The organism is Ruegeria sp. BHSC026 (assembly GCF_059613065.1).
The window spans coordinates 353,535-376,885 of the sequence record NZ_JBXWRV010000001.1 but is presented as its reverse complement, the minus strand read 5'-3'; the positions used below and the strand labels follow the sequence as shown (position 1 = coordinate 376,885).

Sequence of the window (23,351 nt, the reverse complement as noted above, 5' to 3'; positions counted from 1 at the left end):
GGTTAAAGGCGATACCCGCCAGAGACGGTCAGCACCTCTCCGGTGATGAAGGACGCGTCTTCAGATGCGAGAAAGCGAACTGCGCGCGCTATGTCTTCTGGTATCCCAACACGCCCCAGCGCCGTGTTCTGAACGAACAGGTCGGTCAGATCGTCGGGTCTGGGGGCTTCGGGGATGTTGATCGCTCCAGGAGCCACCGCGTTGACGCGAATGCCGTCAGGACCCAGTTCTTTCGCCATGGCGCGGGTCCACAAGTTCAGCGCAGCCTTGCTGGCCCCATAGGTCGCGGCGTCGTGCGGGGCAAGCGCGGCGTTGACTGACGAGATACTGACGATCGACGCTCCCCGCTGCAGGTAAGGCAACGCGGCGGCCAGCAGGGCGGCCGGTACCAACAGGTTGAGATCAAGAATGGCCTGGTGATCCTTTTGGCTGAACCGGTCCTTCGGGGTGGCCTGAACCAGCCCGGCATTGTTGATGATGACATCCAGCCGGCCGTATCTGTCGATGACGCGGCGCACCACGTCTTCGGGCTGACCTTCTTGCGTCAGATTGCTGTGCAGGGTCAGCGCCGGTCGGTCATCGGGCAGGGGCTGTGGTTCGGTCGTGTGCCACGTCAGGGCGACACGATGATCCGCGGCCAGATCAACCGCGATGGCCCGGCCAATTCCACGCGCGCCGCCGGTTATCAATGCAACTTTTCCCATGTCGCAAACAGACCGGCAGTCTGCAGAAAACACAACGCGATAGTTGAAATGCCTGAAATGAAAAAGGGCGCCCGGTCGGGGCGCCCTTGTGTTCTTGGCTTTGTGCCGGCTTAGCTCGCCTTGGCCAGGTTCCGCAGCACGTAGTGCAGCACGCCGCCGTTTTCGATGTATTCGATCTCGGGCGCGGTATCGATGCGGCACTTGAGCGTGATGGTCTTCTCGGTCCCGTCCGCATAGGTGATGGTGCAGGGCACCTCCTGCAGCGGCTGGATCGTGTCCAGACCGTGGATCGAGAAGGTCTCGTCGCCTTTCAAGCCCAGCGTCTTGCGGTTGTCGCCGGCGGTGAACTCGAACGGGATGACACCCATGCCCACCAGGTTCGAGCGGTGGATTCGCTCGAAGCTTTCTGCGATCACGGCCTTGACGCCCAGCAGCGCGGTGCCCTTTGCCGCCCAGTCCCGCGAGGAACCGGCGCCATACTGCTCGCCACCGATCACGACCAGCGGCGTGCCTTCTGCCTGATAGGCCATCGATGCGTCATAGATCGAGGTCTGCTGACCATCGGGGCCTTTGGTGTAACCACCCTCGACGCCGTCCAGCATCTCGTTCTTGATGCGGATGTTGGCGAAGGTGCCGCGCATCATGACCTCATGGTTGCCCCGGCGCGATCCGTACGAGTTGAACTCGCGCGGTTGCACTTGGCGCTCCAGCAAGTATTTGCCTGCGGGGCTGGTGGTTGCAAACGAACCAGCCGGCGAGATGTGGTCAGTGGTGACCATGTCGCCCAGAATAGCCAGAACCTTGGCGCCTTCGATGTTCGAGATGGTGCCCGGCTGTGCCCCCATACCTTGGAAGTAGGGCGGGTTCTGGATGTAGGTCGACGTCGGCGGCCAGTCATAGGTCTCGGCATCGGTGGTTTCCACCGATTGCCATTTCTCGTCGCCCTTGAAGACATCGGCGTATTTCGACTGGAACGCCTCGCGGGTCACGGTAGCTTCGACCAGATCCGAGATCTCTTTCTGGCTCGGCCAGAGATCCTTCATGTAGACGTCGTTGCCGTCCTTGTCCTGACCGATCGGTTCCGAGGTCAGGTCGATGTCCAGCGTGCCGGCCAGCGCATAGACCACCACCAGCGGCGGCGAGGCCAGGTAATTGGCGCGCACGTCGGGCGAGATCCGGCCTTCGAAGTTGCGGTTGCCCGACAGGACCGAGGTTGCCACCAGATCGCCCTCGGCGATGGCTTCCGAGATCTCTTTCTGGATCGGGCCCGAGTTGCCGATGCAGGTGGTGCAGCCGTAACCCACCAGGTTGAACCCGATGGCGTCCAGATGCTCTTGCAGGCCGGCGGCCTCGAGGTATTCGGACACGACCTGCGATCCCGGCGCCAGCGAGGTTTTCACCCAGGGCTTGCGGTTCAGGCCCAGCTCATGCGCCTTTTTCGCAACCAGACCGGCGCCGATCATCACATAGGGGTTTGAGGTGTTAGTGCACGAGGTGATCGAGGCGATCACGACCTTGCCCGATTCCATGGTGTAGTCTTCGCCTTTGACCGGCACTTCCTTGCCCATCGGGCGTTTGAAAGTGTTTTCCATTTCCTTGCGGAAGGCGGCCTTGGCGTTGGTCAGCGGCACATAGTCTTGCGGGCGCTTGGGGCCCGAGATGGCAGGGACGATGGTGCCCATGTCCAGCGACAGAGTGTCGGTGTAGACCGGGGCATAATTCTCGTCGCGCCAGAAACCGTTTTCCTTGGCATAGGCTTCGACCAGCGCGATGCGGTCCTCGTCGCGGCCGGTGTTGCGCAGGTAGCGCAGGGTTTCGTTGTCGATCGGGAAGAAGCCACAGGTCGCGCCGTATTCAGGCGCCATGTTGGCGATGGTTGCGCGGTCGGCCAGCGGAAGACGGTCCAGGCCTTCGCCGTAGAATTCTACGAACTTGCCCACCACGCCCTTGGCGCGCAGCATTTCCACGACCTTCAGAACCAGGTCGGTGCCGGTGGTGCCTTCGACCATCTCGCCGGTCAGTTCAAAACCGACGACCTCGGGGATCAGCATCGAGATCGGCTGACCCAGCATCGCGGCCTCGGCCTCGATCCCGCCGACGCCCCAGCCCAGAACGGCCATGCCGTTGACCATGGTGGTGTGGCTGTCGGTGCCGACCAGCGTATCGGGATAGGCGACCTCTTCACCGTTCTGGTCGGTGTCGGTCCAGACGGTCTGGGCTAGGTATTCCAAGTTCACCTGGTGGCAGATGCCGGTTCCCGGAGGCACGACGCGGAAGTTATTGAACGCGTTCTGGCCCCATTTCAGGAACTGGTAGCGCTCCATGTTCCGTTCGTATTCGCGGTCCACGTTCATCTGGAAGGCGCGCGGGTTGCCGAACTCGTCGATCATGACCGAGTGGTCGATGACCAGGTCGACGGGGTTCAGCGGGTTGATCTTCTGCGGATCGCCCCCCAGCGCCTTGATGCCGTCACGCATCGCGGCCAGGTCCACCACGGCCGGAACGCCGGTAAAGTCCTGCATCAGCACGCGGGCCGGGCGATAGGCGATCTCGCGCGGGTTCTTGCCGCCGTTTGCGCCCCATTCGGCAAAAGCCTTGATGTCATCGACCGAGACCGAGAAACCGCCGTCCTCGAACCGAAGCATGTTTTCCAGCACCACTTTCAGCGCGGCGGGAAGCTTGGAGAAATCGCCCAGACCGGCCTCTTGCGCGGCGGGGATCGAGTAATACGAGATGGACTTGCCATTCACGCTCAGGCTGCGGCGTGTCTTGGCGGTATCCTGTCCGACTTTGATGGGCATCTGTGGCCTCCCTCTCAAATGACGTGGAATTGGGATTCGCTGAGCGGTATCTGCATCACCAAGGCCTGCGGTTCAAGGTCCAACAGGGCGGGTGCGGCAATTTTTGTATACCATTGCACACATTTTTGCGGATTGCCGCCGAAACCGGTCTCAAGAAACCTTGATTGGCCCTTGACGCGGACGGGCTGTAAACCGGTTCCCGTAAACCACGAGCCTTGAGCCGACCATGCCACGACATCGACTGACCGCCACCCTTCTGTCCCTGTTTCTCGCCGTCCCGGCCGCGGCCGACGGTCCGGTGGTGGTCGAGCTTTTTACCTCGCAGGGCTGTTCTTCGTGTCCGCCGGCGGATGCGATCATGCACGATCTGGCCAAGCGTGATGACGTGATCGGCCTGGCCCTGCATGTGGACTACTGGGACTATATCGGCTGGAAGGACGAATACGCCAACCCGTTCCACACCACACGCCAGCGCACCTATGCGCGCCGGGGCGGGCGCGACATGATCTATACGCCGCAGATGGTGGTCAACGGGGAGCAGGATATCGTCGGGGCCAGACGCGAACAGTTGGAACGGGTGATCGATAGCCATCTGAGCGCGCCGCCCATGGCGCAGGTGTCGGCGACGCGAACCGGTGATACCGTTTCGGTCCAGGTTGCCCCGGTCGATCTGCAATCGGGCACAGTCTATGACGTCCGGGTCGTGCAATACACGCCATTGCGTCACGCCTCGATCCGCCGGGGTGAATTGGCCGGGCGCGAGTTGGACTATGCCAACGTGATCGACGCCTGGCATGTCGGCGGGCAATGGGATGGGGCCGGGCCGCAGGTGTTCCAGGTCTCGGTGGCGTCTGAGTTGCCGGCCGTGGTCTTGCTGCAACAGGCCGGGCACGGGCCGATCATCGCGGCCGCGCGGGTGGATTGAGGGCTCAGGGCATGTCTTCAGGCTGAACGCCCAGGCCGTTCCAGGCTTTCCAGCGCCGGTGAATCCAAAACCACTGACCCATGTGCTGGCGCACCATTCCTTCCAGATCATCATTGATGAACTGGGTCATGGTCTTGGGGTCGGAATGCGGCACCGGGTCATGCAGAACGATCTGGAAATCGATGCCATTGGGTTGGCGCACCGCATAGCAGGGGATCAGCACTGCATCGTATTTCATGGCCAGTTCAGCATTCAGAACCGAGGTCACCGCCGGTTTGCCGAAAAACGTCAGCTCTTCGCCGCCATGGGCGTGCAGGTCGGACACGATGGCGATGATGCCGCCATTCTTCAACGAACGCACCATTTCCACCATGCCCCGGCGCCCCTGTTCGAACATCGGCTTGCCGGTCCTATGAAAGGCTTCGACATACATCTCGTTGAAATAGGGGTTGGCCATGCGCCGGTACAAGCAGCCGATCGGTTTGCCGCTGTGCGCCTGCAACGCGATCCGCGCGGCTAGGTAATGCCCGAAATGCGCGGTGATCATCATCACCGGGCGGCCCTCGGCGACGGCACGGTCAAATGCGGCCAAGCCCGGCCCGGTCACGACGGCAGCCTTTTGCCTTTTGGTGAAATCCTCGGGCGAGAAATGCTCCATGATCGCGCGGCCCGCATTGTCGGGTACTGCACGGCAGATGCGTTTGACTTCGCTCTCGGTCAGTTCGGGGCAGGTCAGTCTCAGGTTGCTGCGCACCCGCTTGGTGAACCCCACCAGCGGCGACAGCGCTCGTGCAATCGCGCCCATCGTTGCGATCCGCCGCTCGTAGGGCAGCAAGCGCATGGTGCCGATCACGCCTTTCAGAAACAGGTTGGCGACATAATATTTTGCAAGCTGAACGCGGCTCAGTTCCGACTTTTCGGCGGGCATGCGAGGGTCTCGACGGGTTATGTGATTTGCGGGGCCAGACATACAGAGGGCGCCGGGCAACCACAAGCACCGTATGGGCGGACGGTCGGGAGGGGATCAGTCCCTGCCCTCGGCCTCCTCTTCGTTCAAGGTGATCGTGCCTTCATCGACCAGCGCGCGGATGGCGCCCACGACCTGGGTCATGGCTTCTTCGGCGTCGGCTTGCTTGACCTTGCCACGCTCGGCAATTTCTTCGCGCAGGTTGTCGGCCATGCGCGACGACATGTTGGAAAGCAGGAACTCGGCAGAGGCTTTGTCTTCGTCGCTGTTTGCACCAGCCAGCGCGGTGACAAGAACGGGCTGGTCAATCCCGCGCAAGACCGCGGGAACATCCCGCGGCGCGATGCGTTTGGCGATGTGGGCAAAGGTGAAGATCGAGCGGCGCACCGCTTGTGCAAAGCTCTTGTCTTCTTCTTCGAGGGCGCTCAACAACTCGTCCCGAGTGGCCGCCGAGGATTGATTCAGAATCGCCCCCACCCGCGCTCCGGGGTCGTCTCCGAAGGCCGGGGTCGGGCGCTGATCCAACTGCGCGGCCAGCGACCAGCCGATACGTTCGACCGCCTCGGGCGAGACATTGGTGGTTTTCGAGACCGTGTAGGTGATCCGGCGTGCCACCGGGCCGGGAAGATGCCCCAGCAGTTTCGCGGCCGTCGCTGTATCCAGCTTGGAAAGCATGACCGCCGCCACCTCGGTGCTTTCGGCCTGGGCCATGCGGGCCAGATCCTCGACCGGCACGTCGCGCAGGCGCTGCCACGGGTCACCGACCTGGCGCATGCCCGCCACCTTGCGCAGCCGTGCGGCCGTCGTGGGGGCGATCTTGCCGTTCACCGCGTCCAGCGCGCCCGCCAGCCCGTGCGGAAACGCCAGGCCGACACTGTCGAGCGCATCGGCGAATTCCTGAGCCACCGCCGCCAGCGTCACCCGATCGACCAGCCCCATCTGCCCCAGTTGCACGGTCAGCCGTTCCTGCAGTTCGTCGGGCAGTTCCTCGAGCGGGAAATCCGCACCCTCGTTCAATAGCAGGCGCACGATGATTGCGGCCTTTTGTCCGGGTGTCAGGTGACGGGGAACCACGCGCGGCGCGTCGTCCTGTTGTTCGGCCGCCAGCGGCGTGGCGCCCAGGGCCGTCTGAACCAAAGCGTTGGAGTCTTGCATCTGCCTGTGCTGTCAAATTCGTTGCGCAGGCAGATTAGCGAGAGTCGCGTAAAGAAAAGCTGAACTCTAGTAACTGTAGGTCAACCCTGTGCGGATCGCTTGTCGCAGCGACGCTTCGGCCCAGCTGCCTTCACCGCCCCGGGCCTTGATCTCGCGCCATTGGGCGATGGCCAGGTCGGTCTTGCCCTCGGCCACGAAACCTTGGCCCATGTAGCTGCGTGCCAGGATGTTGTCGGGGTTCGCCGCAATCGCGCGCATGTAATGGGCGTTGGCCAGATCGACCTTGCCCATCTTGCGGTAGGTGAAGCCCCAATAGGTCAGGACGCGGTCGTCGTCTTGATCCATGATGCGCAGCACGGATTGGGCGTTTTCGTATTGGCCGGCATAGGCCATCTCGCGCACGGCCTGATACAGTTGGTCGTCGGTGAAATTGGTCTTGTTGGGTTTGACGCAGCGGCCCGCCGCCTCGTCATAGACTCTGCCGAACAGGCATTTCTTGGTGGTGTTTGTCGGTTTCGGGGGGCTGCTGTCCCCGCCTGCGGCACTGACCGCGGGGGCAAAGGCAAAACTTTGAAGGGCAATCGCCGAGGCCAACAAAAGGCGCATGTCAAACTCCATCTCGAAATTCGCTTGGGCAAAGCATAGCGCGTTCCGAGGAAAAGCTAACAGGAAATCGCCCGGATCAGTTCACAACTGGGTCAGATGCTCAGCTGCTGGCGTTTTTCACACAACTTTCCGAGGCCGAATCCCAAGTCGTGCCGGGCGCACAGGATTGCGATTGCTTGCTGTGGGCTTGGCAGGCGAATGCGGACGAGGCGGACAGGGCAAGGGCCAGTGCGCAGAGGGTCATGCGGATCATGGTGGGCTCTCCTTGAACGGAAATTGCCTACCCAGCATAGCCGATTTCGGATGTTTTCGCAAAAGACAGGGGCCCGGATCGTACTGTGCGATCCGGGCCCCAAAAAAGCCGTTCATGCATTGAGGGTTACTCGCCGAACACCCGCTCGAAGATCGTGTCGACATGCTTGGTGTGATAGCCGAGATCGAATTTTTCTTCGATCTCTTCCGTGCTCAGCACTGCCGTCACGTCCGGGTCTGCCAGCAGTTCGGTCTTGAAGTCCTTGCCTTCTTCCCAGACCTTCATCGCGTTGCGCTGCACCAGGCGATAGGCGTCCTCGCGGCTGACGCCGGCCTGGGTCAGGGCCAGCAGCACGCGCTGGCTCATGACCAGACCGCGGAACTTGTTCATGTTGGCCAGCATGTTGTCCGGATAGACCACCAGCTTGTCGATCACCCCGGTCAGGCGGTGCAGGGCGAAGTCTAGCGTTACGGTTGCGTCAGGGCCGATGTTGCGCTCGACCGAGCTGTGGCTGATGTCGCGCTCGTGCCACAGGGCCACGTTCTCCATCGCCGGGATCACGGTCATGCGCACCAGCCGGGCCAGGCCGGTCAGGTTTTCGGTCAGAACTGGGTTGCGCTTGTGCGGCATCGCCGACGAGCCCTTCTGGCCTTTGGAAAAAAACTCCTCGGCTTCCAGAACCTCGGTGCGCTGCATGTGGCGGATTTCGATGGCGATGTTCTCGATGCTGCTGGCGATCACGCCCAGCGTGGCAAAGAAGGCCGCGTGGCGGTCGCGCGGGATGACCTGCGTGCTGATCGGCTCGGGCACCAGGCCAAGTTTTTCGCAGACATGTTCTTCGACACGCGGGTCGATATTGGCGAAGGTGCCGACCGCGCCGCTGATGGCGCCGGTGGCGATCTCGGCGCGGGCGTCGCGCATCCGAGACAGGTTGCGGTCCATCTCGGCGTAGAAGCGCGCGAAGGTCAGGCCCATGGTGGTGGGCTCGGCATGAATGCCGTGGCTGCGGCCGATGCGGACAGTGTCCTTGTGCTCGTAGGCGCGGCGCTTGAGCGCGGCCAGCAGGCCTTCGAGATCGGCGATCAGGATGTCAGCGGCGCGGGTCAACTGCACGTTGAAGCAGGTGTCGAGCACGTCCGAGCTGGTCATGCCCTGATGGACGAAACGGGCCTCTTCGCTGCCGACGTGCTCGGCCAGATGCGTCAGAAAGGCGATGACGTCATGCTTGGTGACGGCCTCGATCTCGTCGATACGGGCTACGTCGAATTCCACGTCCTTGGCCTTCCAGACGGCCTCGGCGTTTTCGCGCGGGATGACGCCCAGGTCGGCCATCGCGTCGCAGGCATGGGCCTCGATCTCGTACCAGATGCGGAACTTGGTCTCGGGCGACCAGACGGCGACCATTTCGGGGCGGGAATAGCGGGGGATCATGGGCGGCAGGACCTTCGTGATTGGCAATGGGTGTCGGCGCGGGTCATAGCCTTGTCCGGCACATCCGGCAAGCCGCGAAGGACCTACTGAGACGGTTTGCCCCCGCACAAGCGCCGTTCTGGCCGGCCGCCCGCCGATCCCCGGTCTGTCTGTGCCCTGTCGCGGCCTTGGGCCGGGTCAGACCGTAACGACCGGGTCCTGGGCCGGAAGCAGTTCGGTCGTGATATGGGCCGAGTTCTCGAGCGTGCGGTGCACCGGGCATTTGTCGGCGATTTCGAGGAGCTTGGCCCGCTGGGCCTCATCCAGAGGCCCAGCCAGGCGGATCTTGCGGCGGAACTGGTCCACCTTGCCATCGCCGGCCAACCCCGCATCCTGCGCGTGCAATTTGTCGTGGCAGACATCCACGGTGACCCCGGTCAGCGGCCATTGTTTGCGCCGGGCGTACATGCGGATGGTCATTGAGGTACAGGCGCCCAGCCCGGCCGACACGAACCCATAGGGTGACATGCCGCGATCGGTGCCGCCGTAGGAAGCCGGTTCATCGGCCACGGCATGATGGTTCGGGCCTGACTGGATGTCTTGCAGGAATCCGTTCGGGTCCACCTCGGTTACGCGCACGACGCCTTCGGGGGCGCCCGGCGGTGGGGCGGGTGGCGACAGTTGCACATAGCGCGACACCCAGGCGGCAATGACGTCGGCGGCATAGTCCGCGTCCGTGGGGCGGGTGATCAGGTGGTCGGCATCATCCAGCGTGACAAAGCTTTTGGGGTGCTTGGCGGCCAGAAAGATCGTGCTGGCATTGTTGATGCCCACGGTTTCGTCGAGCGGGGCATGCAGGATCAGCAGAGCGGCCTTCAGGCGCTCGATTGCCGGGATCAGCGCCGATTCCGATATGTCGCGCACGAAGTCGCGCCCGATGCGGATCGGCCGTCCGCCCAAAAGCACCTCGGCGCTGCCATCCTGTTCGATCTGCGTGCGTGCGCCCTCGAAGTGATGGGCCACATGGCCGGGGTCGGCCGGGGCGCCGATGGTGACCACCGCCTTGACCGAGGGGATCCCGGCCCGAGCCCGCAACACGGCCGCCCCACCCAGGGAATGCCCGATCAGCAGATCCGGCGCCATGTTCCGCTCGGCCAGATACTGAGCCGCCGCGATCAGGTCCTGCACGTTCGTGGTAAAGGTGGTGTTGGCAAACTCGCCTTCGGAATGGCCAAGGCCCGTGAAATCGAACCGCAGCACCGCAAAGCCCATCGCCGCCAGCCGCGCGCTGATCCGCCGGGCGGCGGGGATGTCCTTTGAGCAGGTGAAGCAATGGGCAAACAGCGCCGTCGCCAGCACCGGCCCGTCGGGCAGATCCAAGCGTGCAGCCAATTGACTGCCGTCGTGTCCGGCAAAGGTGATGCGTTCGGTCGGCATGGCCGCTCCTTCCGTTGATCGGGTTCCCGCAATACTGGGGGCCGGGCGCGGGGGCCTCAACCCCTGTGTCAGGCGCGTCACGCCAAGGTGAGAGGGGAGCGTTGAATCGTGAAGGTGTTGCGGCTTGCTTGTCTCGGGAAGGTAAAACTTCAGGGATTGTGGTGTCGCAGCGATCAGATATTCGTTTCGTAAATGGTTCGGATGTCCCCATGCTCATGTTTCGTCGAACAATGAAACAGGATTTTTACGATGACACATGTTGAACCGATCCATCACTGTCACCGCTATCACCTCGGGCTTTTGCCGGGGCTGCTGCTGACTGCTACGCTGGATTTTGCTGCGGGCCAGACCTGGCCGCTGGACTCCGAACAAGTCGGCATCGAGCAGCCCGCGCCCGAGGATTGGCGCGGAAATGTGCGCCGCTCGTACTGGACGGATTGAGACCTATTCGAGCCCCATGAGAGCGGCATCGAACGGGTAGGTGGTCAGGTTTTCGTATCCATCCTCGGTGATCAGCACCTGATCCTCGAGCTTGATCGAGAAATCGCCGCCGACTTCGCCCACGGCTGCCTCGACGCACAGCACCATGCCGGGTTCCAGCGGATAGTCATAGGCGCCGGGCACCGCCTTGTCGGGATAGGCCACCAAAGGCCACTCGTCGCACAGGCCCACGCCATGCATCAGGCAGCCGTATTTCTGCGCCTGGAACTTGTCGTCCAGCCTGTGGCAGTTGGCGGTCAACTCGGGGATCATAACGCCGGGCTTCAGCATGCCCATGTTGGTCATGATGTGCTCATGCGCGTGCTGCATGGCATAGACCATGTCGGGCCGGGGTTTTTCATCCCCGATCCACCAAGTGCGCGAGATGTCGACGCAAATGCCGTAGCTGCCGATCAGATCGGTGTCAAAGGCGATGATTTCATTCTTCTGAGTGATCCGCGGCCCGCATTCCTGAAACCACGGGTTGGTGCGCGGCCCCGAGGCCAGCAGGCGCGTTTCGATCCATTCACCGCCGCGCTTGATGTTTTCGGCGTGCAGAACGGCCCAGATGTCATCCTCGGAGGTCTTGCCGTCACCAACATAGGTGCGGGCGAACTTCTCCATCTTGGCCACGGCGGTTTCGCAGGCGTTGCTGGCGCAACGCATGGCAAGGATCTCGTCAGGGCCCTTGATGGCGCGGGTCTTTTCGGTGACTTCCTCGCCCTCCATGATCTCGAAGCCCTGTGCCTCGAGCGCGCGGAGGCCGTGCAGCATGATCTTGTCCACCGCCAGCCGGGTGTGGCCGGGGGCGTGGTCCTGCATCAGTATGCGCACCTCGTTGGCGAACACGTCCGCCTGTACGTCCACCTTGTCGCCCCTGTCGAAATAGAACAGGTCCGCGCCCGAGCGCTGTTCCCGCACCAGCGGGTTGAATTTCGACAAAAAGGGCGAGTTCTTGTAGTCCCAGATCACCATGTAGCCATCGGCGCACAGCAGCACAGCCCGGAACGGGTTGTGTGTGTTCCACAGCTGCATGTTGGTGCTGTCGGTCGCATAGCGGATGTTGAGCGGGTCGAACATAAGCAGCCCGCCATAGCCTCGATCGACGATTGCCTGAGTCAGCCGTTTCCAGCGATATTCGCGCATCCGGTCCAGGTTGGGCAGTTGCAACCCGGCGGCGGCCCATTCGCTGAATGCAAGTTGGGTGGGGCCGATCTCGATCCGGTCATTGTCGTTCGGCGTGCCGTCGCCAAGCGTCGCGCCGCGGCTGGGGTCGATCTTGCGGGTGTCTCGGTAGTGGTGGTTCACGGCGCGCCTCCCTGCTTGCCGGTTCAGCCTGAAGGGGCAGGGCGGCCCCGTCTGGGTGAATTGCGACGATTTGCCAGTCGCTTTTTGACCGACAAGGCCTGTTTGGAGTGCTAACCCAAGGCCATGACAGCCATTCTGCAACAGACTCTGCCCTACGATCCGACCCAACAGCGACCGCTGCCGGGGATCGCGCCGACCACGATGGAGGACTGGCTTCATCGCGATGATGCCTTCGCCGCGCAGATGCGCCACCGCCAGCACCTGCTTGAAACCCGTCGGGACGACGTGCTGGCGCTGGACCCGCACGCCCACCCGGCCGCCGTCGAACTGCTGGATCTGGTCTTGGCGCAGGCCTATCCCGAGGCGGCCGACACCGCGCAGCGCCCGGATGGGGCCGCCGTGCCGATTGACCGCGACAATCCTTTGGATACGCTTTGCCTGCTGGCGCAGGAGGATTTCTGCATCCTGCAGAAACGGGGCGACGAGCATGTGCTGACCGGGGCCATCCTGTGCTTTCCCGCCAGCTGGCGTCTGTCCGAGAAATTCATGCGACCACTGATCGCCATTCACGAGCCGGTCGACAGCTATGATCCCAACATCGCGCGCCGGGTGCAGCGCCTGTTTGACGGGATTCAAATTGCTCGGCCTTTGTGGCGGTTCAACGCGCTGTGGTACGATGACCCCGAGTTGCACCAGCCCCGCAGTGCCAGCGCCCCGCGCGAGATCCGCGACCGCGGCACTGCACGGTACCTGCGCAGCGAGCGTCAGACCTTGGTGCGGCTGCCGCAGTCGCAGGCAGTTGTGTTCTCGATCCACACCTATGTCTTGCCGGTCGAGCGGCTGCCAGAAATGGAAAACCCCGCCTGACGGCGGGGCCTCCAAGGAGGGTTCTTTGAATTTCGGCTACATGCCCAGCGCGTTGGCCGCTCCGGCGAACACCTTGCTGGAACTCAGCGAAACGATGGCCACGGTAAAGACCATTACCTGAGTGTTCAGGCGGAAATCCTCGCCCTTGATCAGGTTCACAGCTGCCAGCGACAGGGCAAGAGGCGCCGACATGCTGGCCACGATTCCGGTCATGGCCCAGCTGCTCAGGCGCAGCGCATCGCTGGGGCGGTCCTCGTCCTCGGTCACCTGTTCTTGCGGTTCGTTGGCCTCAGCCCTGAAGGCGATGCTCAGCAATTGATCATCCGTCAGCTGGATCGGGCGGCCGCTGGTTGCCTTCGGGGCTGGCAGTTCGTCGATCTCGACGTCGGTGTTTTCGGTCCGTAGACCGGCGAACGGGCCGCTGACGACGTGAAATGCGTCGTGCCGACTGCGGATCTTGCGCGGCATGAACGTATCAAACGCGCTCATGAACTGCTCGGTCGTCAGAACGGTTTTCGGCGACAGCCATTCCACGCGCTGGGTGGTGCAGATATCGACCATCCGGTACAGCATCACCACCAGCATCAGTTCCGAGATCTCGGAATCGTCGAGCAGCCCGGACACGGGCAACAGTGATACAGTCAGACGGTTTCTGGGACGGGCCGCGGCGGGACGGATAATCGTTTTCAGCCCGGCCATCTGATCGCGACGGCATTGCGGGGGCGTTTCCGGGCTTTCCGTTTCGACGATGAGGGAAACCAGATATTGGCTGGTTACGATACTTGCCTCGTTCGCGCTGAGCAGAGCCTTGCGCTCGACCAGATGGCCGTAATCCTCGAGCGTGGCGGCAACGATCTCGCCGAAGCGTTCGAGCGCGCCATCCGGGTCTCCCTGGAACTGCAGGCCGCCGTGATATGAGTGCTTCGAGGTCACAAGACTTTCCTTCAAGTCGGCATCGTTGAAAACAAATCTAGCAGGACATCGGGGAGGAAATTTGACCATTCTGCAAAAAAGAACGGAAATCCGATGATTGATTACGCTTTGGAAACCAAGAAATTAGACCAAAATCTTAGGTACTGTGGCGACATTGTGGCAAAATTGGGGGCGCGGTCGGTAGCGCCGGCCGGGTATCATTTATCGATTCGGGCAGCCATGATCGCGATGGCCTGCTGATAGACGCTGGCTGCGTTCCACTGCTGCAACACCGCGAAATTCGGCTCTCCCGGTTGGTAGCCGCGGCCGGGTTTCCACCCTTTCTTGCGCAGGAAATTCGCGGTCGAGGCAAGCGCGTCGGTCGGGTTATAGAAATCGACCCTGCCGTCTCCGGTGGCGTCTACGCCATAGCGCAGGGCGTTCCCGGGAAGAAACTGCGTGTGGCCCAACTCGCCATGTTTTGCCCCTTTTGTTGCCATCGAAATACTGCCTTGGTCGACCAGTTTCAGGGCGCCGATGGCGTGTGGAATGAAGAACTCGGATCGGCGACAATCGTAGGCCAGTGTTGTAATTGCGGAAACGACCTGGCTGTCTCCCATAAAGCGGCCAAACCCGGTTTCCATGCCGTGAATGGCGATCAGAACACCGGCCGGCACGCCGTATTGGCGTTCGAGCGCGGCATAGAATTGCGGGTTGCGAGCCTTGCGTTTGCGGCCCTGCGCGACGATCGTGTCGGCGCCACGGATCTGCAGGAATTTGCCCAGCGAATATCTGAAGCTTTTTTGATTGCGGTCGGCGGCGATCGTGCCGGCCGCATACCGGGTCTGGGCCAATGCCTGCAGCCCCTTCTTCCTGACGCCAGCCCTGCGGGCCTGTTGGGCGAAACTGGTTTTCCACGTTTCGAAACCGCTGCCGTCATTGCCGCAGGGGGCGGCCAGAGCAGTCGCCGGAGCGAGGGACAGGGCCGAAACAAGCAGGGCTGCGCGCATCATAGCATCAATCCGTTCAAAAAATGACTGAGACCAAGGTTAGAGCCTGTCGGCAACACTACAAAGCGCTTTGCTGAACCCGGAGCGCCCAAATCAAAAAAAGGGCGCCCCGCAGGGCACCCTTGAAAAGGTAGCATCAACCTGCTGCGATCAGCAGCTGTAGTACATGCCGTACTCGACCGGGTGCGGGGTGTGCTCGTAGGTTTCGACCTCTTCCATCTTCAGCGCGATGTAGCCGTCGATCTGATCCTTGGTGAACACGTCGCCCTGCAGCAGGAAGTCGTGGTCGGCTGCCAGGCTCTCCAGAGCTTCGCGCAGGCTGCCGCAGACGGTCGGGATACCGGCCAACTCTTCGGCGGGCAGATCGTAGAGGTTCTTGTCCATCGCCTCGCCCGGATCGATCTTGTTCTTGATGCCGTCCAAGCCGGCCATCAGCAAGGCTGCAAAGGCCAGGTAGGGGTTTGCCGACGGGTCGGGGAAGCGGGCCTCGACGCGTTTGGCTTTCGGCGATTCAGTCCACGGAATACGGACACAACCCGAACGGTTGCGGGCCGAGTAGGCGCGCAGAACGGGGGCTTCGAAGCCCGGGATCAGGCGCTTGTAGCTGTTGGTCGACGGGTTGGTGAAGGCGTTGAGGGTTTTGGCGTGCTTGAGGATGCCGCCAATGAACCACAGGGCCTCGTCCGACAGGTCGGCATATTTGTCGCCAGCAAACAGCGGCTTGCCGTCTTTCCAGATCGACATGTTCACGTGCATGCCAGTGCCGTTGTCGCCCGCGATCGGCTTGGGCATGAAGGTGGCCGATTTGCCGTAGGCGTGCGCCACGTTGTGGATGACATACTTGTATTTCTGCAGCTCGTCGGCCTGTTTGGTCAGGCTGTCAAAGATGAGCCCCAGCTCGTGCTGGCACGAGGCCACTTCGTGGTGGTGCTTGTCGACCTTCATGCCCAGACGTTTCATGGTCGACAGCATTTCCGAACGCAGGTCCTGGGCTTCGTCGATCGGGTTCACCGGGAAGTAGCCACCCTTGACGCCCGGACGATGGCCCATGTTGCCCATCTCGTATTCGGTGTCGGTGTTCCACGATGCGTCGGTAGCATCAACTTCGTAGGATACCTTGTTGATGCTGTTCGAGAAACGCACGTCATCGAACAGGAAGAATTCTGCTTCGGGGCCGAAGAACGCCGCGTCGCCGATGCCCGACGATTTCAGGTAGGCCTCGGCCTTCTGCGCGGTGCCGCGCGGGTCACGCTCGTAGGGTTCGCCGGTGTCGGGCTCGACCACCGAGCAGTGAATGCAGATGGTCTTTTCCGCATAGAACGGATCGACATAGGCACTTTCGGTGTCGGGCATCAGTTTCATGTCCGATGCTTCGATCGACTTCCAGCCGGCGATCGACGATCCGTCGAACATGAAGCCTTCGTCCAGGAAGTCCTCATCGACCTGATCCGCCATCACGGTCACGTGCTGCAGCTTGCCGCGCGGGTCGGTGAAGCGGATGTCGACATATTCGGCACCCTCTTCCTTGATCAGCTGAAGAACTGCGTCCTTGCTCATAATACTGTTCCTCTAGATTTGCAGAATTGCGATTACAACGCGTCCGGGCCGGTTTCTCCGGTGCGGATGCGAATGGCTTGTTCGACGGGCGAGACGAAGATCTTGCCGTCGCCGATCTTGTCGGTCTTGGCGGCCGCGACGATGGCCTCGATGGCGGCATCGACCTGATCGTCTTCCAGAACGACCTCGACCTTCACCTTGGGAAGAAAGTCGACGACGTATTCGGCGCCGCGGTACAGTTCGGTATGCCCTTTCTGACGACCGAACCCCTTGACCTCGATGACGCTGAGGCCCTGCACGCCCACGTCTTGGAGCGCTTCTTTCACTTCATCCAGCTTGAACGGCTTGATGATCGCTTCGATCTTTTTCATTCCGGCTCACCTCGCATGGTTGTCAGAACCGCAGTCACCACGTCTAAGATCACGGGGCAATCCGAATGCGGGTTTGTGGGCCAGCCGGGCGGTGCAAAACGAAGGGCGGTTTAAAAAATGGGCGACTTGCACAAAAAATGGACGAAACTGAATCGGCAGGAGGCATGACATGGCGGAATTGCTGACGGCAGCGCAGATGCGGGCGATCGAGCAAGAGGCAATCGAGTCCGGTCACGCCACCGGGCTGGATCTGATGGAGACGGCCGGGCGTGGCATTTTCGAGGCGATTTTAGAAGAATGGCCCGATCTTGCCAAAGAACCCCAGCGTGCGGTTGTCCTGTGCGGCCCGGGCAACAATGGCGGCGACGGATTCGTGGTGGCGCGTCTGATGCGGGACTGGGGGTGGGAGGTCGGTGTGTATCTTTTTGGCGAACCTCGAAAACTGCCGCCGGACGCCAAGGTGAATTTTGACAGGTGGACGGCGCTGGGCGGGACCGTTCAGGCCGTCGAGGCCTTTACTGGTCCGCCACCGGAGCGTCCCTCGGTGGTGGTGGATGCCCTGTTCGGAACGGGCTTGTCCCGCAGGCTCGACTCGGCAGTCACGCAAGTGCTCGGGTTGCTGGGAGTGATGCGTCAGGGGCCTTCTCCGGTTCGGGTGGTCGCGGTGGACATGCCGTCGGGATATTGCGCAGACAGCGGCCGCCCGTTGTTCGAAGCGCACGCCAATTCGGGTGCCGACCTGACGGTGACCTTCGAATGCCCCCGGCTGGGGCATCGGTTGGCCGAAGCGGCGGCCGTCTCGGGCAAGGTGGCGGTCAAGCCGCTGGGGATCCGGCGCCGCGAAGGCGGTGCGCTGTACAACAGCAAGACGCCGATCGCGCGAGACTGCCGAGTGCTGCCGCATCTGCTGACCAAGGCCGGTGCCGGGCACAAATATGCGCATGGTCATGCACTCGTCCTGACTGGTGGCTCCGGCAAGACCGGAGCCGCGCGGCTGGCCGCGCGCGCGGCACTTAGGATCGGGGCGGGGTTGGTGACTCTGGCGGTGCCGCCGTCTGCCCAGTCGGAGGTGGCCGGCCAGATCACCGCGCTGATGTTGCGGCGGGTCGACGGGGCGGCGGGCCTGACCGAGGTTCTGGGGGATGAGCGCCTGAATGCGCTCTGCATCGGGCCGGGGTTGGGGCTTGAGCGTGCGCGCGAACTGGTGCCGGTGGCTCTTGGGGGCGGCGATGTATCGCCTCGGCCGGCAGTACTGGACGCGGATGCGCTGACCGCCTTCGCCGACGCGCCCGCAGCACTGTTCCGCCTTCTTCGCGAGAATTGCGTTCTGACCCCCCATGGTGGCGAGTTCGCGCGCCTGTTCCCGGATCTTGCGGCCCGGCTGGCCGAAATTCCGATCAAGGGGCCGGCCTATTCCAAGGTCGATGCCGTGCGCGACGCTGCAAAGCGTGCGGGTTGCACGGTTCTGTTCAAGGGCGCGGATACGGTCATCGCCGCGTCGGATGGCCGCTGTATCGTCAATTCGGCCCACCACGACCGCGCCGTTCCCTGGCTGGCGACGGCCGGGGCCGGTGATGTGTTGTCGGGGTTCATCGCAGGGCTGCTGGCGCGCGGGTTCTCCGCGCCGACGGCGGCCGAGATCGCCGCCTGGCTGCATGTCGAGTGCGCCCGCAGTTTCGGGCCTGGCCTGATTGCCGAGGATCTGCCCGAACAGCTGCCGGAGGTGCTTAGACTGTTGCAGGTATGAACTCTGGGTGACATTTCCAGTACAAATCACCGGATTTCCGGCGAATTTCTGCCGTCAAGCCTGCGCAATTGCAGAGCCAGTGTTTGCTATATGCATGGCCAAGTGGCAGAATTCATTCGCAGCTTTGATGATGTTGCGAAGTGGAAAAGTTAAAGCATTGAAAAAACTTTGTATCTTGGCGTAATCGCGTCGCAGTGTGTGGCGAAATTGCAATGTCCGGCCATGGTGGGCGGAGGACCACTGGAACCGCAAGGTTCGACTGAACATCTGAGCAGTATCCGAAACCTGAAGCATTCATGGTGAACGACATGACACTTAATCTCAGACTTCCCTCGGCCGCAGCGCTGCTGGCGGCCACCACGGCGATCCCCGCCGCGGCTGAAATGAAATACGAAAACAACTCGGGCGGATATGTTCTTCTGTACGGGCAACTGAGCCCGGCAATCATCTCGGTGGATGATGGTCAGGATACTGATACCCGCCTTCTGGACAACGACCTGTCCAACAGCCGCGTCGGCCTGAGGCTGATGCAGCCCTTCGGACAGAACGAGTTCACCTTTCGCTTCGAGACCGCGCTGGGTCTGCCGAACTCGACCGAGTGGAACCAGAACGGCACTAATTTCAGCGGCTGGACCCGTGAAGACATCCGCCATGTCGATTTCGGGCTGAAGGGCAGCTGGGGTAAATTCTCGGCCGGTCAGGGCAGCATGGCATCGGACTGGGCGGCGCAAACCGACCTGTCCTTTGTGAGGACGGCGCTGTATTCCTATACGGCCGACGAAAACTCGGGCTTCTTCTACCGTGGAACCAACGGGGCCCTGAGTGGCATCACCGTGGGCGATAGCACCAGCAACTTTGACGGCGCGCGCCGTGGCCGCGTGCGGTATGACACCCCTGACTTCAGCGGATTCTCGGCCAGCTTCGCCTATGGCCAGAACATCCTGTCAAGCAGCGATGACGACGACTATTACGACGTGGCGGTGAACTACAACAACACCTTCGCGGGTGGTGTCGAGTTTGCGGCCAGCCTCGCCTATGCCGTGCGCGACTTCGACAATGGGTCGGGCGAGCGCAACGATACCGTGGGGTCGGCCTCGGTGCTGCTGCCCAGCGGGTTCAGCTTTACCGCGGCGGCCGGCAGCCGTGACAACGTCGCAGGCCAGAGCGACCCGAGTTTCTGGTACACCAAGATCGCCTATGAAGGCGACTGGGTGTCCTGGGGCAAGACGGGCGTCGGCATCGACTATTATGATGGGTCGGACTTCGACACTAATGGCTCCAGCACTGAATCCTGGGGCGTCGCCGTGGTCCAGCGGATCGACAGCATCAACACCGATGCCTACCTGAAATACCGCAACCACGATTTCGACGACGGCACATCGTTCGACAAGAACGAAGCCTGGGTTCTGGGCGCGCGCTGGAAGTTCTGATCGCGTCAAACCGTCAATCCAAGCGCCCCGGCCCGGTCCGGGGCGTTTTTTGTAGGGCAGGGCGGCAAATCGGAGCCGAACAGGCACCTTGCCCCTTGCCCTTCGGCGGCTGGGCAAATAGAAGGCGTCAAATTTGCCCGGCGCGCCCGTTTTGCGCGCCCCGAATCCTATGGGGACTACCAGAATGCAGGTTACCGAGACGCTGAACGAAGGTCTGAAACGCGGCTACAACATCGTTGTCACCGCCGCCGAGCTGGACGAGAAGGTCAACGAGAAACTGGCCGAAGCCCAGCCGGAAATCGAGATGAAAGGTTTCCGCAAAGGCAAGGTGCCGATGGCGCTGCTGAAAAAGCAGTTCGGCCAGCGTCTGCTTGGCGAAGCCATGCAAGAGACCATCGACGGCGCCATGAACAAGCATTTCGAGGAGAGTGGCGATCGTCCCGCCCTGCAGCCCCAGGTCAAGATGACCAACGAGGACTGGAAAGAAGGCGACGACGTTCATGTCGAGATGACGTACGAGGCGCTGCCGGAAATCCCCGAGGTTGATCTGAAGTCCGTTAAGCTGGAAAAGCTGGTGGTCAGGGCCGACGACGCCGCCGTGGAAGAGGCTCTGAAGAACCTGGCCGAAACCGCGCAGGATTTCAAAGCCCGCCGCAAGGGCTCGAAGGCGAAAGAGGGCGATCAGGTCGTCATCGATTTTGTCGGCAAGATTGACGGTGAGCCCTTCGAAGGCGGTTCGGCCGAAGACTATCCGCTGGTTCTAGGATCGAACAGCTTCATCCCCGGTTTCGAGGATCAACTGGTCGGCGTGAAGGCCGAAGAGGTGAAGGACGTGACCGTGTCCTTCCCTGAGGAATACGGAGCCGAGCACCTGGCCGGCAAAGAGGCCGTGTTCACCTGCACCGTGAAAGAGGTGAAAGAGCCCGTCGCAGCCGAGATTAACGACGAGCTGGCCCAGAAATTCGGTGCCGAGGATCTGGACGCGCTGAAAAAGCAGATCGCCGAGCGCCTGGAAGCCGAATATGCCGGCGCCTCGCGAGCGGTGATGAAGCGCGCCCTGCTGGACGAGCTGGATAAGATGGTGTCGTTCGATCTGCCGCCGACCCTTGTCGAGGCTGAAGCCAAGCAGATCGCGCACCAGCTGTGGCACGAAGAGAACCCCGACGTCCAGGGCCATGATCACGAAGAGATCGAGCCCACCGAAGAGCACACCAAGCTGGCCGAGCGCCGCGTGCGCTTGGGCCTGCTGCTTGCCGAACTGGGCCAGAAGGCCGAGGTGGAGGTCACCGATGCCGAGATGACCCAGGCGATCATGAACCAGGCCCGCCAGTATCCGGGGCAAGAGCGTCAGTTCTTCGAATTCGTTCAGCAGAATGCTCAGATGCAGCAGCAACTGCGCGCGCCGATCTTCGAAGACAAGGTCGTCGACTATGTGGTCGAGCTGGCCGATGTCACCGAGAAGGAGGTCGGCAAGGACGACCTGCAGAAGGCCGTCGAAGCGCTGGAAGAGGAATAACAATCTCCGTCAGCCGGAAACCGATTGACCGGAATGTTCAAAGGCCCCCGCGCAGGGGGCCTTTTCTTTTGTCTGCCCCGTGTCAGAAGACCCCCCCAAATAAAAAGCGGAGCCGCCTGGAATGGGGCGGCTCCGCATGGGTGGCTTTTGTTCTTATGAGGTGAGGGGGTCAGGCCTCATGAGCAAAAGCACGGGGGGTCTGAAGGAGAGCTGTTTTCTGTTCGGGCGTGAACTGGTCCGACAGCGCCTCGATAAGGTTCAGCACGGCCTGGCGTTCAGATTCGGTCTTGGCCGCGGCCATCTGTTCGACGAAATAGGTTTCGAGCTCGGACAGGGGTTTGTGATCCCGGTTCGCCGGCGACAATTGCGTTGTCTCGATTCTGTCGAACAGGTCGCGGGCCTGCTGGTCGCTCAGGAACACGTCATGGTCGATTCCCGCGTAGTTCCGGATGGACGTGATCCGCTCTTCCGAGCAATCCATCAGGGCAGCCATGGCTACAACCTTGCCCATCGGTTTGGCTGTTCCGACATAGTCATACGGCGCATTTCCCGAACGTTGCAGGACGCGGTTCATGACCGGGTCGATGACGGCCACTGCGTCCATGACGCCGGCTTCCATCGCGTATTCGAAGGAACCGATCATCACCTCGCTGGTAACATAGGACACTGAGTTCTTGCCCCGTCCGCGACCAAGTTTCTTTGTATCGACACAGAAACGCGTCGCTTCCCACACTTGGGCGCTGCGGATCGGCGGCTCACCATCCAAGATCGAGTTGAACACATCGGCCAGCATATGCGGACCGGTCGTCTGCAAGAGACGCATACAGCCGACAACATCGCCCTCGTCGCTGATGCTGACAACATGGGCAGGATTGAGGTCGTCGAAATGATCGCGTTCCCGGCCATCCTTAATGTTTACTTCCCAGCCCAAGCGATCCCCGAAAACGCGTGCGCGCAGCTTGAACATTTCGTCCAGGACGTCTTTGAATTTGTGCTGGTTGATACCATCAATTACGATGATCATTCCATCCCCCTACAGTCTGGTTACCGTGAAGTTGAGATTAACCAACTTTGGAAACATGACTATTGGGGATTTCCCGTAATTTTCTGCCTTAATTCGGTCAGCCGGGGTAGATCAAGCCCAGGCCGATGGCTCGGCCGATCGCCTGCGCAGTGGTCAGAGCGCCAAGTTTCTCGCGTCCGGACCGCAAGTGGACTTCGACCGTACGATGAGAAATGCACAGAATATCTCCGATATCCTGCTGTGACTTGCCTTCGGCAACCCATTGCAGAATCTCTTTTTCGCGCGAGGACAGAGTTGGCAGGTACAAGGCTTTAGCCAGAACCCCCGATTGCATCACCGTGTCATGCGCCTGAACCGCCGCCATCTGAAGGTCGCCCATGACATGGCGTTTGAGCTTTTTCCATTCCGAGTCCGAGCAGTCTTTGGTGACGCTCAGCAGCCCGCACTCGCCGTAAGGACCGCGGACGGGGACGGTCAGGCCCCGGTCGGTGATTCCAAAATCATGTGCATCGCGGAATACCGCATTGAACTTGTCATCGTGGTTGAAACGGCTCCAATCGACCGGCGCGATGCTCAGGGCCGATTGGTACAGAGTGGGATCAAGATGATGATAGCCCTGCGTCCCATAGTGTATCTTCCATTCTTCTGGATAGTTGGCATAGCCTTGCACGTCACCCTTCACGGGATGCGTGGTGGCATAGGACGCATAGTCGAAGCCGAGTTCGTTACAGACAGAATCAATGATGTCGAAGGCCGACCGTTCCCCATGGTCAATCGCGGCCAAGTCGATAAGTTTCACCAGTCCAACCTTTGTTCCGTTGGCATTTTCCCCCGAAATGCCGGTTCTGTCCCTTTAATGTATCGACGTTGC

General features: G+C 61.5%; 21 protein-coding genes. 6 read left to right on the top strand and 15 right to left on the bottom strand.

The window, feature by feature from the left end; translation table 11 throughout:
• Nucleotides 1-2 precede the first annotated feature (2 nt).
• Together AC2FME_RS01875 and acnA are read right to left on the bottom strand one after the other, a co-directional pair.
• Complete coding sequence (locus AC2FME_RS01875) at nt 3-704, bottom strand: SDR family NAD(P)-dependent oxidoreductase (RefSeq protein ID WP_496799457.1); 702 nt, start codon at nt 702-704, stop codon at nt 3-5.
• Nucleotides 705-814: 110 nt separating this feature from the next.
• A complete protein-coding gene (gene acnA, locus AC2FME_RS01870) occupies nt 815-3,505 on the bottom strand; it encodes an aconitate hydratase AcnA (RefSeq protein ID WP_496681276.1) in 2,691 nt (896 codons plus the stop codon).
• A gap of 226 nt (nt 3,506-3,731) precedes the next feature.
• On the opposite strand from acnA, the gene AC2FME_RS01865 reads away from it, so the two are divergent.
• The gene (locus tag AC2FME_RS01865; protein ID WP_496799456.1) at nt 3,732-4,430 is read left to right on the top strand and encodes a DUF1223 domain-containing protein; all 699 of its coding nucleotides are present in this window, start codon (nt 3,732-3,734) and stop codon (nt 4,428-4,430) included.
• Nucleotides 4,431-4,434: 4 nt separating this feature from the next.
• On the opposite strand, the gene AC2FME_RS01860 is transcribed toward AC2FME_RS01865, so the two are convergent.
• The 6 genes from AC2FME_RS01860 to AC2FME_RS01835 form a co-directional block, all read right to left on the bottom strand.
• The gene (locus AC2FME_RS01860; protein ID WP_496796019.1) at nt 4,435-5,358 is read right to left on the bottom strand and encodes a lysophospholipid acyltransferase family protein; all 924 of its coding nucleotides are present in this window, start codon (nt 5,356-5,358) and stop codon (nt 4,435-4,437) included.
• Nucleotides 5,359-5,454: 96 nt separating this feature from the next.
• Entirely contained in the window at nt 5,455-6,552 is a 1,098-nt protein-coding gene (locus tag AC2FME_RS01855) for a flagellar motor switch protein FliG (protein WP_496799455.1), read from the bottom strand.
• Nucleotides 6,553-6,618: 66 nt separating this feature from the next.
• Nucleotides 6,619-7,158: a tetratricopeptide repeat protein gene (locus AC2FME_RS01850; RefSeq protein WP_496681283.1), complete on the bottom strand. Its 540-nt coding sequence runs from the start codon at nt 7,156-7,158 to the stop codon at nt 6,619-6,621.
• Nucleotides 7,159-7,258: 100 nt separating this feature from the next.
• Nucleotides 7,259-7,411, bottom strand: coding sequence for an adenylosuccinate lyase (locus AC2FME_RS01845; RefSeq protein ID WP_496681285.1), 153 nt, complete (start codon nt 7,409-7,411; stop codon nt 7,259-7,261).
• A gap of 126 nt (nt 7,412-7,537) precedes the next feature.
• On the bottom strand, nt 7,538-8,842 hold the full coding sequence (gene purB, locus AC2FME_RS01840; protein WP_496681287.1) for an adenylosuccinate lyase: 1,305 nt from the start codon (nt 8,840-8,842) through the stop codon (nt 7,538-7,540).
• A 177-nt stretch (nt 8,843-9,019) separates the two neighbouring features.
• Complete coding sequence (locus AC2FME_RS01835) at nt 9,020-10,258, bottom strand: bifunctional alpha/beta hydrolase/OsmC family protein (protein WP_496799454.1); 1,239 nt, start codon at nt 10,256-10,258, stop codon at nt 9,020-9,022.
• A 249-nt stretch (nt 10,259-10,507) separates the two neighbouring features.
• Between AC2FME_RS01835 and AC2FME_RS01830 the strand changes: the two genes are divergently transcribed.
• The gene (locus AC2FME_RS01830; protein WP_496799453.1) at nt 10,508-10,699 is read left to right on the top strand and encodes a hypothetical protein; all 192 of its coding nucleotides are present in this window, start codon (nt 10,508-10,510) and stop codon (nt 10,697-10,699) included.
• Between the two features lie 3 nt (nt 10,700-10,702).
• Here AC2FME_RS01830 and dddP read toward each other — a convergent pair whose 3' ends face one another.
• Nucleotides 10,703-12,046 (bottom strand): dimethylsulfonioproprionate lyase DddP, encoded by a 1,344-nt coding sequence (gene dddP / locus AC2FME_RS01825; RefSeq protein WP_496799452.1) that lies wholly within the window; start codon nt 12,044-12,046, stop codon nt 10,703-10,705.
• A gap of 123 nt (nt 12,047-12,169) precedes the next feature.
• Between dddP and AC2FME_RS01820 the strand changes: the two genes are divergently transcribed.
• Complete coding sequence (locus tag AC2FME_RS01820) at nt 12,170-12,913, top strand: heme-dependent oxidative N-demethylase family protein (RefSeq protein WP_496799451.1); 744 nt, start codon at nt 12,170-12,172, stop codon at nt 12,911-12,913.
• Nucleotides 12,914-12,949: 36 nt separating this feature from the next.
• Here AC2FME_RS01820 and AC2FME_RS01815 read toward each other — a convergent pair whose 3' ends face one another.
• From AC2FME_RS01815 to AC2FME_RS01800, 4 genes are all read right to left on the bottom strand, one after another.
• Nucleotides 12,950-13,861 carry a hypothetical protein gene (locus AC2FME_RS01815; RefSeq protein ID WP_496799450.1) on the bottom strand — a complete coding sequence of 304 codons (912 nt, stop codon included), beginning with the start codon at nt 13,859-13,861 and terminating at the stop codon, nt 12,950-12,952.
• A gap of 182 nt (nt 13,862-14,043) precedes the next feature.
• On the bottom strand, nt 14,044-14,838 hold the full coding sequence (locus AC2FME_RS01810) for a lytic murein transglycosylase (RefSeq protein ID WP_496796025.1): 795 nt from the start codon (nt 14,836-14,838) through the stop codon (nt 14,044-14,046).
• Between the two features lie 147 nt (nt 14,839-14,985).
• Nucleotides 14,986-16,392: a type I glutamate--ammonia ligase gene (gene glnA, locus AC2FME_RS01805; protein ID WP_496681303.1), complete on the bottom strand. Its 1,407-nt coding sequence runs from the start codon at nt 16,390-16,392 to the stop codon at nt 14,986-14,988.
• 32 nt (nt 16,393-16,424) lie between these two features.
• A complete protein-coding gene (locus AC2FME_RS01800; protein WP_005982402.1) occupies nt 16,425-16,763 on the bottom strand; it encodes a P-II family nitrogen regulator in 339 nt (112 codons plus the stop codon).
• Nucleotides 16,764-16,932: 169 nt separating this feature from the next.
• Between AC2FME_RS01800 and AC2FME_RS01795 the strand changes: the two genes are divergently transcribed.
• The 3 genes from AC2FME_RS01795 (at nt 16,933) to tig (ending at nt 21,456) form a co-directional block, all read left to right on the top strand.
• Nucleotides 16,933-18,510 carry an NAD(P)H-hydrate dehydratase gene (locus AC2FME_RS01795; protein ID WP_496799449.1) on the top strand — a complete coding sequence of 526 codons (1,578 nt, stop codon included), beginning with the start codon at nt 16,933-16,935 and terminating at the stop codon, nt 18,508-18,510.
• Between the two features lie 308 nt (nt 18,511-18,818).
• Nucleotides 18,819-19,940, top strand: coding sequence for a porin (locus AC2FME_RS01790; protein ID WP_496799448.1), 1,122 nt, complete (start codon nt 18,819-18,821; stop codon nt 19,938-19,940).
• Between the two features lie 184 nt (nt 19,941-20,124).
• Nucleotides 20,125-21,456, top strand: a complete 1,332-nt coding sequence (gene tig, locus AC2FME_RS01785; RefSeq protein WP_496799549.1) for a trigger factor — start codon at nt 20,125-20,127, stop codon at nt 21,454-21,456.
• A 169-nt stretch (nt 21,457-21,625) separates the two neighbouring features.
• Here tig and AC2FME_RS01780 read toward each other — a convergent pair whose 3' ends face one another.
• Together AC2FME_RS01780 and AC2FME_RS01775 are read right to left on the bottom strand one after the other, a co-directional pair.
• On the bottom strand, nt 21,626-22,480 hold the full coding sequence (locus AC2FME_RS01780; protein WP_496681309.1) for an acyl-homoserine-lactone synthase: 855 nt from the start codon (nt 22,478-22,480) through the stop codon (nt 21,626-21,628).
• Between the two features lie 97 nt (nt 22,481-22,577).
• Nucleotides 22,578-23,279 (bottom strand): helix-turn-helix transcriptional regulator, encoded by a 702-nt coding sequence (locus AC2FME_RS01775; protein WP_496681312.1) that lies wholly within the window; start codon nt 23,277-23,279, stop codon nt 22,578-22,580.
• Nucleotides 23,280-23,351: the final 72 nt, after the last annotated feature.

Bases quoted from the DNA above. Each gene is read 5' to 3' on its own strand.
- AC2FME_RS01875 (WP_496799457.1), bottom strand. From the start codon at position 704: ATGGGAAAAGTTGCATTGATAACCGGCGGCGCGCGTGGAATTGGCCGG.
- acnA (WP_496681276.1), bottom strand. From the start codon at position 3,505: ATGCCCATCAAAGTCGGACAGGATACCGCCAAGACACGCCGCAGCCTG.
- AC2FME_RS01865 (WP_496799456.1), top strand. From the start codon at position 3,732: ATGCCACGACATCGACTGACCGCCACCCTTCTGTCCCTGTTTCTCGCC.
- AC2FME_RS01860 (WP_496796019.1), bottom strand. From the start codon at position 5,358: ATGCCCGCCGAAAAGTCGGAACTGAGCCGCGTTCAGCTTGCAAAATAT.
- AC2FME_RS01855 (WP_496799455.1), bottom strand. From the start codon at position 6,552: ATGCAAGACTCCAACGCTTTGGTTCAGACGGCCCTGGGCGCCACGCCG.
- AC2FME_RS01850 (WP_496681283.1), bottom strand. From the start codon at position 7,158: ATGCGCCTTTTGTTGGCCTCGGCGATTGCCCTTCAAAGTTTTGCCTTT.
- AC2FME_RS01845 (WP_496681285.1), bottom strand. From the start codon at position 7,411: ATGATCCGCATGACCCTCTGCGCACTGGCCCTTGCCCTGTCCGCCTCG.
- purB (WP_496681287.1), bottom strand. From the start codon at position 8,842: ATGATCCCCCGCTATTCCCGCCCCGAAATGGTCGCCGTCTGGTCGCCC.
- AC2FME_RS01835 (WP_496799454.1), bottom strand. From the start codon at position 10,258: ATGCCGACCGAACGCATCACCTTTGCCGGACACGACGGCAGTCAATTG.
- AC2FME_RS01830 (WP_496799453.1), top strand. From the start codon at position 10,508: ATGACACATGTTGAACCGATCCATCACTGTCACCGCTATCACCTCGGG.
- AC2FME_RS01820 (WP_496799451.1), top strand. From the start codon at position 12,170: ATGACAGCCATTCTGCAACAGACTCTGCCCTACGATCCGACCCAACAG.
- AC2FME_RS01810 (WP_496796025.1), bottom strand. From the start codon at position 14,838: ATGATGCGCGCAGCCCTGCTTGTTTCGGCCCTGTCCCTCGCTCCGGCG.
- glnA (WP_496681303.1), bottom strand. From the start codon at position 16,392: ATGAGCAAGGACGCAGTTCTTCAGCTGATCAAGGAAGAGGGTGCCGAA.
- AC2FME_RS01800 (WP_005982402.1), bottom strand. From the start codon at position 16,763: ATGAAAAAGATCGAAGCGATCATCAAGCCGTTCAAGCTGGATGAAGTG.
- AC2FME_RS01795 (WP_496799449.1), top strand. From the start codon at position 16,933: ATGGCGGAATTGCTGACGGCAGCGCAGATGCGGGCGATCGAGCAAGAG.
- AC2FME_RS01790 (WP_496799448.1), top strand. From the start codon at position 18,819: ATGACACTTAATCTCAGACTTCCCTCGGCCGCAGCGCTGCTGGCGGCC.
- tig (WP_496799549.1), top strand. From the start codon at position 20,125: ATGCAGGTTACCGAGACGCTGAACGAAGGTCTGAAACGCGGCTACAAC.
- AC2FME_RS01780 (WP_496681309.1), bottom strand. From the start codon at position 22,480: ATGATCATCGTAATTGATGGTATCAACCAGCACAAATTCAAAGACGTC.